The following is an 8,438-nucleotide window of genomic DNA, read 5'->3' on the forward strand; positions in this document are numbered from 1 at the left end:
CGGACGGTGACGGCAGGGCCCGGCCCGGCTGCGGCCCCGTGGCAACATCACTTGCACCATTCCTTGCACCATCGCTTTCACCATTCCTTGCACCATTACTTGCGGCACTCGGCGTGACGGCCGCCGCTCCGGCTGGTCAGGCCCCGTGGTGAGTGGCCTCGGGGCGCTGACATCCCCCTGTACGCCTCTCGCTGCCCCTGGAAAGTGGTGGGGACGAGGGGGCGAGGGTACGGCGAGCGGCGTGGCAGGGGGATCCCGGCGGCGCTGCGCTGGCAGACTGGGTGGCCCCGTGCGGGGCCGGGGCGCCCGGCCGGGAAAGAGGCCGGGCGCGGCGGGGCCGGGGGCGTGAAGAAGCGCGGTGGGCGTTGGTGTTCGCCGTTTCGGTGGTGCTGCCGCGGCGGGGCCGGGAGGGTGGTGTTCATGTCGAAGACCGGGCCGGACCGGCCGTGTGTGCTCCCCAAGGACCCGGCGTGGGTGAAGGACGCCGGGTATCTGGCGGAGGGGGTGCTGTCGATGCTCGCCTCCGCCGCCGCTGTCGCCGAGGCCCAGGGCGAGTACCGGCTGCTGTTGCCCGCGGTGACCTACCACCAGGCGGCGCACCTGCTGGCCCGTCTGGCCGCGGCCCTGCCCGAGCACCCCACCACCGGCGGCCTGTACCTGCTCTCCTTGCCCGCGTGGGAGTTGGAGGCGCTGTGGGAGGTGTTGACCGCGCTGCGCCGGGCCCGTGACGGCGAGCCGGACACGGAGAAACTTCGGTACTTGGTCGAGTTCTGCGGTGCCTCGTTCTGCGGTCCCGAGCGGTCCATCGCCGAGATCGTGGACGACCTGCGCCGGGTGACGGCCGTGCTCACGCTGGACACCCCGGCCGTGACCACCCTGGCCACCGCCCTGGTGCTGCGCGCGCCGTTGGACGGCGCGGCCTGGGAGGCGTACGGGCACATCAAGGCGGCGTGGAAGGCCGCCGGGATCTCCTGCTGACCACCTCTGCGGACCCGGCCGGGAGAGGCCGGGCCCGCCCGCCCCGGTGCTGGGCGCGCTGCCCGGGCCGGGCGGCACCGCGACGGCCGGCGCCGTTGGCGGCACCGGCGGTGTGTCGGCTCATGTCAGTGACGGCACCTGTGGTGTGCCGGCCCGTGTCAGTGCGCTTGCGGCGGCAACGCCCCGCCTCGCCCCGCCGCGGTCGGTGCCGCCCTACCCGGACGTGCTGCGGGTCAGGCGGGGGTGGTGAGGGTGACGGGGACGTTCGGGCAGTCGGCCGCGAGCTGGGTGAGCGTGCGCTGCTCGGCGGGGTCGACGGTCAGGTCCCAGCGGTGTTTGATGGCGGTCCAGTCGGTGATGTAGTGGCACACCACGGCCGGGTCGGGGAGCCAGTCGGTGGGGTCCTGGTCGGCTTTGGACCGGTTGGAGCGGGCGGTGGCCGCGACCAGCGCCCTGTTGTCGCCGAGGTCGTTGGCGTAGGCCTGGCGGCGTGTGGCGCTCCAGGCGCCGGCCCCGCTGTCCCACGCCTCGGCGAGCGGCACCAGGTGGTCGATGTCCAGCCCGCGCGCATCCGTGACCTCGGTGTCGTCATACCAGGAGTGCCAGGCGCCCCCGGTCAGGGTGCAGCGGCCGGTGACCTGCGGCGCCTGAATCGCCTCCTCCAGCAGTACCTCGTTGCGGGTGCTGCATCCGTCGCCGTCGGCGTCGACCCAGTGCCGGAACGCGGTGCGCACATACCCCGCCCGGCTCTCCTCGGCGACGGGCAGGGTCGCCACCGCGGTGCGCAGCGGCATGGAGTCGTCGGGTTCGGCGTGGGCGGGCGCGGGCAGGACGGCGAGACAGGCGGCCGCCGCAGCGGCGGCGGCCAGGGTGGCGCGGCGTGTGGTCTTCATCCCGGATGCATCGGCCGCCGCACCTCCCGGTATGCGCGCGGCCACGGCCGGTCACTCGCCCGGGTGGCGCGCGGGTCTGGTGTGCGGAAGCGCGGCGCGGCCTGGCGGGGCCGGGGAAGCAGGTCTGTGCGGTGGTGGCGTCGGCGGTTGAGGATCGTGGTGTGGACGCGATGCTGAAACCTCCCGGTGGAGCCGGTGTTCGCCCGCCCGTGGCGGCCCTGCCCGAGGTGGGGGTGACCACCCCGAGGACCCCAGGGCTGCGGCTCCGCGGACGCGACGGCTGCACCACCGGCCCCTGCGTGCCCCGCCGCCCGCAGCCAAGGTGAGCCGACCACCGCCGAACCGACTGCCCCCGTCACCCCAACTCTCCATCCCCCTCCTCCCCAACCGACACACCCAGAACCCGCAGTAGCTGCCGAGCTTGCTCGTGCCCGGCCTGCGCCGCACTCTCCAGCACCGCCACAGCCTCCTCTACCCGCCCGGCCTTGTAGAGCAGGGCGCCGAGGTTGTTGGCGGCTTTGGTGTGTCCGGCGTCGGCTGCGGCGCGCCAGGCGGCCTCGGCTTCGTCCAGCCGCCCGGCCTTGTAGAGCAGGGCGCCGAGGTTGTTGGCGGCTTTGGTGTGTCCGGCGTCGGCTGCGGTGCGCCAAATGGCTTCGGCTTCCTCCGGCCGCCCGGTCTTGTGGAGCAGATTGCCGAGGTTGTAGGCGGCGTCGGGGTGTCCGGCGTTGGTTGCGGTGCGCCAGGCGGTTTCGGCTTCTTCCAGCCGTCCGGTCTCGCTGAGCAGGTTGCCGAGGTTGTAGGCGGCGCCGGGATGTTCGTTGTTGGTTGCGGTGCGCCAGGCGGTTTCGGCTTCTTCCAGCCGTCCGGTCTGGTGGAGCAGGACGCCGAGGTTGTAGGCGGCGACGGGATGTTCGTCGTTGGTTGCGGTGCGGTAGAGGGTTTCGGCTTCTTCGAGCCGTCCGGTCTGGTGGAGCAGGACGCCGAGGTTGTAGGCGGCGCTGGGGAATTCGTTGTTGGTTGCGGTGCGGTAGAGGGTTTCGGCTTCTTCGAGCCGTCCGGTCTGGTGGAGCAGGACGCCGAGGTTGTAGGCGGCGACGGGATGTTCGCCGTCGGCTGCGGTGCGCCAGCGGGTTTCGGCTTCTTCCACCCGTCCGGCCTCGTGGAGCAGGTTGCCGAGGTTGTAGGCGGCGACGAGGTGTCCGTTGTTGGCTGCGGTGCGCCAGGTGGTCTCGGCTTCCTCCACCCGCCCGGTCTCCTGGAGCAGGACGCCGAGGTTGCAGGCGGCGTCGGGGTGTCCGGCGTTGGCTGCGGTGCGCCAGGCGGTCTCGGCGATGTCCATGGCGTGGTGCTGGTAGGCGTGCACGCCGATGGCGAACCGTGTGCTGGTGTCGGTGGTGTGGTGGAGTGCGGTGTGCCAGGCCGTCTTGGGTATGGGGCTGGTGGTGTGGTCGACGAGGTAGTCGAACGCCTCCCACGCTCCTGCCCGCGGTCCGCCGGGTTCCCCACCGGCGCCGCTGCTGCTGATGTCGTTGTCGGTGTCTGCGGGGTTGAGGAGGCCGGTGGCGCCGTAGCGCACCCGCGCCGCCCACTCCAGCGCCTTCTCCACGGGCTCGGGGCGTAGCCGGGCTCCGCCCTTGTCCTTGAGGTAGTGCTCGTGGAGCCCGACGAGGAGGTTGGTGGTGTAGGGGGCGCGTAGTCCGGTGCGGGTGAGGTCGACGGCGGCGGCGACCAACGCGGCGCCGCGGGGGTGGCCGCCCGGGCGCCAGGCGCGGCGCCATTCGGTCAGGAGTGCGGGGCCGGCGGCGAGGTATTCGGCGATGCCGTAGGGCCCGTGGTGGACGGTGGCGTCCACGATCCGCTCGTCATCACACTCCCCAGCTCGCTTGAGCTCGCCCTCGCTCCAGATGCGGTCCAGCTCAATAGGTTCTGCCTGGTTGAGGACTTTCGCGCCGAGGTCGGCGGCCAGGTACCCGCCACGATCCCCGCCCTGAGCGGCCTGGTCGGCGGCGGGCCGGGTGAACGCTTCCCACTGCTTTGCCCGCATGGTGGCCAGCACCGGCACGCGCAGCCGTACCAGTTCCGCGAGCAGTCCCGGCTCCAGCCCTCCGGGGCCGAGGTACTTCTCCACATCGTCCAGCCACACCACACAGGCCACACCGCCGCGCTCGACGGCCTCCACCGCCGCAGGGAGCTCGGCACCGACCGCTGGGGCGAGGACGCGGTGCTCGGGCAGGGTGGTGCGCAGGGCTTCGTGGGCGGCGCGGGTCTTGCCGGCGGTGGAGTCCCCGACCACCAGCACCATCCCGCCGTCCCTCCCGGCGGCCGCCAGCCGCTCGCGCAGCACGGTGTCGATGTCGCGGGGGATGTACGGGGGCACGGCGTCGCCGTCGTCGCCGGGCCGGGCCCGGTGCGCGCCCGCGGCCAGCGCGTCCCACGACGCGGCGACCGGCCACCGCGCCGGATCCGCCAACCGGCCGGGAACCTTCGGGCCGGCGGTGAGGTGGAGATGCTCGACCGGGCCCGTCTGCACCACCGCGCCGTGCTGTCCGCCGCTGACGGTGTTGTGCACCTGCCCGCGCTGGTCGGTGACGGGCATGTGGGTGTGGTCGCCGGTGATGACGGTGCCGGCATCGCCGCCGACGGTGGCCGCCCGCTGGCCGCCTCCACCCGGCCCGGCGGCCGCATTGTGCGCCGCTGCGGCGGACGGTGCGGGCTGCGCCGAGGCGGGCGAGGCGGCTGTGTCGGTGTTCGCGCTGGGGCCGCCGTCCGGCACCTCACCGCCCTCGGGGGCCGGCGCCGGACAGGGCTGCGCGGGCGGTGTCCTGTCCTTGCGTCGTCGCCAGGGGAGTGGGGGTGTCATGTGTGGTTGCCGTCCCCGGTGATCGCTTCACCGATGTCCCCGCCCGCGACCACGGAACGCTCCCCCGCCGACGTGGTGCCTGCCGGGCCGGCCGGGGCCGCGCCCGCCGCACTGCTGCCCGCCGACGCGGGCAGGGGAGGCGTCGGCGTGGTGAGGTGGTTGTGGTCGCCGGTGACGGCGCGGCCGATGCCGCCACCGGCCGTCACCGACCGTGCGCCGGGGCTCGTCGGTGCAGCCCTGCCCGGTCCCGGCCCGGCGCCCGGTGTCGTGGTGCCTGGGGTTGGTGGTTGCGGGGTGGTGGGTGTGCGGTGCAGGGCGTGCACGGCGACGGCCAGGCCGGCCAGCCCGGCGACGCTGCCGGCGATGCCCGCGACCTGCCCGGCCGTCTCCAGGTCCACCGCCACCACCAAGGCCAGCAGTCCTGCTGAAACCAGGCCACACACCGCGGCAACAGCCCCTGCTGCGACGCGTGTTCTCCCCGCCATCCCTCCATGCTGCCGGGCCGACCGCTCACCTGTCCGGGCAACCACACACCGGCCACGTCACAACCGAGCAACGCAGCGGAACGGGCCCTTCGGTGAACCCCAGCCCTCGGCCGCCAAGCTGTGCGTGGCCAGCCCGCCATACGGCCGGGACCGCCCGCTCGCGCCTCCCGCGCTCAGTCGAAGAGGCCGAGTTCGTCCAGGAGGTGGAACTGCTCAGGCGTGAGCCGCTCCCGTCGGGTGCGCATGTTGCTGCGCCACACCCCCAGCCGCACCGCCACTTCCTGCCCGCCCCCGCCCCCGTCCCCGCCTCCGTCTCCGTCGGCTGTCCAGGTCTCTACATGCCCGCGTGGGACGCGTACGTGCCCCTCCCGCTCCCGGAACCGCCGCAGGGCTTCCACGCCTCGCTGGAAGGCATCGGCGCCATTCCCGCGGCCCTTTCTGCCGCTCGCCGCCGCCCCGCCCCCGGCGTCACCGGGCCCCTGCCCGGGAGCGGGCTGGATGCCGAGCGTCTCCAGGCGTTGGCGTTGTCCGGGTTGGAGTTTGGCCCACACCGTCGGCTGCCGCTGCCGCTCCAACCACCGCCCGACGTCGATCCCGCCAACCGTCACCCCGGGCAGGACTTCCGCGAGCGTCGCTCCGCCGTCCAGGCACTGCCGCAGCATCGCGTAGTTCCGCTGCCAGTCGATGGGCCAGGCCGGTCGCCAGTCCGGGTCCAGCGCCGCGAGCTGCGCCGCCCGCCGGGCGGCCCGCTCGGGATCCTTGCCCAACCCGCCCTCCCGGCGCAGGTTGGACAGCAGTACCCCCACCTGTTTGCCCAGCGCGGCGGCGCCGCGGGGTGCGGCGAGGGTGCCGTGCTGGTCGGCGTAGGCGGCCAGGGCCGCGAGGTTCTCCTGCCACGCCAGCTCTTCGGCCGACCACACCATGCCGAGCGCCTCGAGTCGGCGGATGCGCAGTCCGGTCATGGTCCCGGCCGTGTACGCGGTGCGCTGGTCGTGGATCCACCGCCCCAGCGGGTACTGCGTCTGCGGGTCGGTGAACCCATACGGCACGAGCAGGTTCCCGGTGCGCCGTTGGTAGCGGCGCGCCGCCGCGTACCCGCGCCGCCAGTCGGTGCGTTCGACGTCGATGATGTTGAAGCTGACCCAGTCCGCGACCATCACCGGGTCCCTTTTCGTGGAGAACCGCAGCAGCAGCCGTGATTCCTCTTCGCCTTCCTCCGGCGGGGTGCCGATCGTTTCGCTGGGGTTCTTGGGGCTGTTCGTCTCCGGGACGGCGAGGAGTTCCACCGCCCGCTCATCATGGGCCCGCAGCCCGCGCAGGACTTTCACCAGGGGCTGGTAGCTGGCGGAGGTGAACATGTCCTCCGACCGCTCACCCGGCTTGAGGAACACCGGCACGATCAGGGACGCCAGCTTCCCCTGGCCGGGCTTTTGCCGCAGCGCCCGCCCGATGGCCTGCACGATGTCCACCGCCGACCCCTTGGGGTCGATCAAGGCGACCGAGTCCACCGCACGGATATCGACGCCCTCTCCAAGGACCCGGCAGTTGGACAGCACAGCGAGCCCGGCCCGGGTGGCGAACTCCCCCAGCACTCCCCGCCGCTTGTCCGCCTCGTGATCGCCCTTCAGCCAGCCCGCCCACACCCTGGCCGGGTACCGCTCCGGGTCCGCCGCGTGCAGCTTCTTCGCCACCCCGGCCAGGCCCTCGGAGAACGCCTGCGCCTCGATCACCCGGTGATGGAAGGTGATCATCGTCTGCAACCGGTGCTCCACCGCCGTGCGCAAAATCGCCGCTTGGAGCGCACCCATCCGCAAACCCCGGACGCGTTCCTCTTTTCCTTCCTCGCTGCGCAGAACTTCCGGAGTGATTTCCGGATCCTCCAATTCCACAACAATGATCTGATACCGAGCGAGCAGTCCGAGGGAGATTCCTTGTGCGAGCGACATTTCGTATACGCGGGGCCCGAAAATGGTCTCATCGTCCATCGACGCGGCCAGTTCCTGCGGCAGCGGGTCCCAGGATCCTTCCCGCACCTGCCAGGTGGGTGGCCGGTCCTGCCAGATGCGGGGGGTGGCGGTCATGTAGAGCCGTCGGACGGCCGGGATGACGGTGTTGTCGTGGACGGCGGCCCAGGCCTTGCCCAGCGAGCCGGAAGTGCGGTGCGCTTCTTCGATGACGATGAGGTCGAAGGGGTCCATCTGCTGTCCGTAGGTGCCGGCGCAGGCCTCTTCCAGGACCGGCAGGGAGGCGTAGGTGGCGTAGACGGTCACCGGGCCGGTGCCGTGCCACAGGGCGAGCTGGGGCGGGATGGTGGTGGCCCGGACGTCGGCTGCCCACAGTGAGGTGTCCTCGGCGAGGGAGCACACCGCGACGGCGGGGCCGGTGTGGCCGGCCTTCCGCCACTCGCGCACGGTCTGGGTGAGCAGGTCGAGGGTGGGCACCAGGACCAGGACGCGGCCGCGGGGTGCGAGGCGGTGTGCTGCGGCTGCGGCGATGTAGGTCTTGCCGCTTCCGCACGGTGCCACCGCCGTCGCCCGCAGCCCTTCGCGGGGGATACGGCGTCCCGGGGGAATGTCGAGGCCTTTCACGATGGCTTCCACGGCTTCCGCCTGGTGGGGTCGCAGTTGTACGGTGGCCGCGTTCCTCGGCATTCCTGACCTCCTGCTATGGCTTTCCCGGGCGGGGTGTGCTGGTTTCCCTCGACACTGAATCCAAGGGCCGGGGAGGGGGTGGCGATCGGAGCACAACTCTACGCGATGCATCAGTGTGACGCATCGCGCTTTAGTCATCCCCTGTCGGTGTGCCTTCGCCGTCTCGGATGCGGGGCATCCGATGGATGTGTGGGTGGGTGCTTCGGCCGGTTGGGTGGCTCGCTGTTCGGTGTCTGCCCATTGTGATGGAGTGTTGGGTTCGGTTGCGGCGGGGGCCGTGTCATGGGGTGGGCTGTGCGGGGGTGGTGACGCCGCGTCTTGTGAGGGTAGTGGCTGGTAGTTCGCAACTCTACGCGTGCATCGGGCAGGGCGCGGCCGCCCCCTGCCCTTGCTGCCTGCTTTTCGGATTCCCGCTTGCGGGAATCCGCTCAATTCCGCGCTTGCGCGGAATTCCGCTGTTCGCATTCCGCTTGCGGAATGCCCCGCCCGCGCTTGCGCGGGCGGGCTGCCGGAGCGTCAGCGGAGGCAGTCCCTGCCAGGCGCGGCAGCGCCTGGGATCCCGCTCCGCGGG

General features: G+C 72.3%; 5 protein-coding genes. 1 reads left to right on the forward strand and 4 read right to left on the reverse strand.

All coding sequences use genetic code 11. The annotated features are described in order from the left end of the window. Positions 1-420: 420 nt before the first annotated feature. Positions 421-978, forward strand: a complete 558-nt coding sequence (locus ACYVO2_RS34545) for a hypothetical protein (RefSeq protein ID WP_461012057.1) — start codon at positions 421-423, stop codon at positions 976-978. Between the two features lie 233 nt (positions 979-1,211). Here ACYVO2_RS34545 and ACYVO2_RS34550 read toward each other — a convergent pair whose 3' ends face one another. The 4 genes from ACYVO2_RS34550 to ACYVO2_RS34565 form a co-directional block, all read right to left on the reverse strand. Continuing rightward, positions 1,212-1,871: an HNH endonuclease family protein gene (locus ACYVO2_RS34550; RefSeq protein ID WP_461012058.1), complete on the reverse strand. Its 660-nt coding sequence runs from the start codon at positions 1,869-1,871 to the stop codon at positions 1,212-1,214. A 355-nt stretch (positions 1,872-2,226) separates the two neighbouring features. Continuing rightward, complete coding sequence (locus ACYVO2_RS34555; RefSeq protein ID WP_461012059.1) at positions 2,227-4,731, reverse strand: tetratricopeptide repeat protein; 2,505 nt, start codon at positions 4,729-4,731, stop codon at positions 2,227-2,229. After that, a complete protein-coding gene (locus tag ACYVO2_RS34560) occupies positions 4,728-5,174 on the reverse strand; it encodes a hypothetical protein (RefSeq protein ID WP_461012060.1) in 447 nt (148 codons plus the stop codon). Before ACYVO2_RS34560 ends, ACYVO2_RS34555 begins: the two co-directional genes overlap by 4 nt. Before the next feature lie 215 nt (positions 5,175-5,389). Beyond that, complete coding sequence (locus ACYVO2_RS34565) at positions 5,390-7,867, reverse strand: helicase associated domain-containing protein (protein ID WP_461012061.1); 2,478 nt, start codon at positions 7,865-7,867, stop codon at positions 5,390-5,392. Positions 7,868-8,438: the final 571 nt, after the last annotated feature.

Source organism: Streptomyces capparidis (genome assembly GCF_054782095.1).

Excerpts from the sequence above, each read along its gene's own strand:
- ACYVO2_RS34545 (WP_461012057.1), top strand. The coding sequence starts at position 421 with ATGTCGAAGACCGGGCCGGACCGGCCGTGTGTGCTCCCCAAGGACCCG.
- ACYVO2_RS34565 (WP_461012061.1), bottom strand. The coding sequence starts at position 7,867 with ATGCCGAGGAACGCGGCCACCGTACAACTGCGACCCCACCAGGCGGAA.
- ACYVO2_RS34550 (WP_461012058.1), bottom strand. The coding sequence starts at position 1,871 with ATGAAGACCACACGCCGCGCCACCCTGGCCGCCGCCGCTGCGGCGGCC.
- ACYVO2_RS34555 (WP_461012059.1), bottom strand. The coding sequence starts at position 4,731 with ATGACACCCCCACTCCCCTGGCGACGACGCAAGGACAGGACACCGCCC.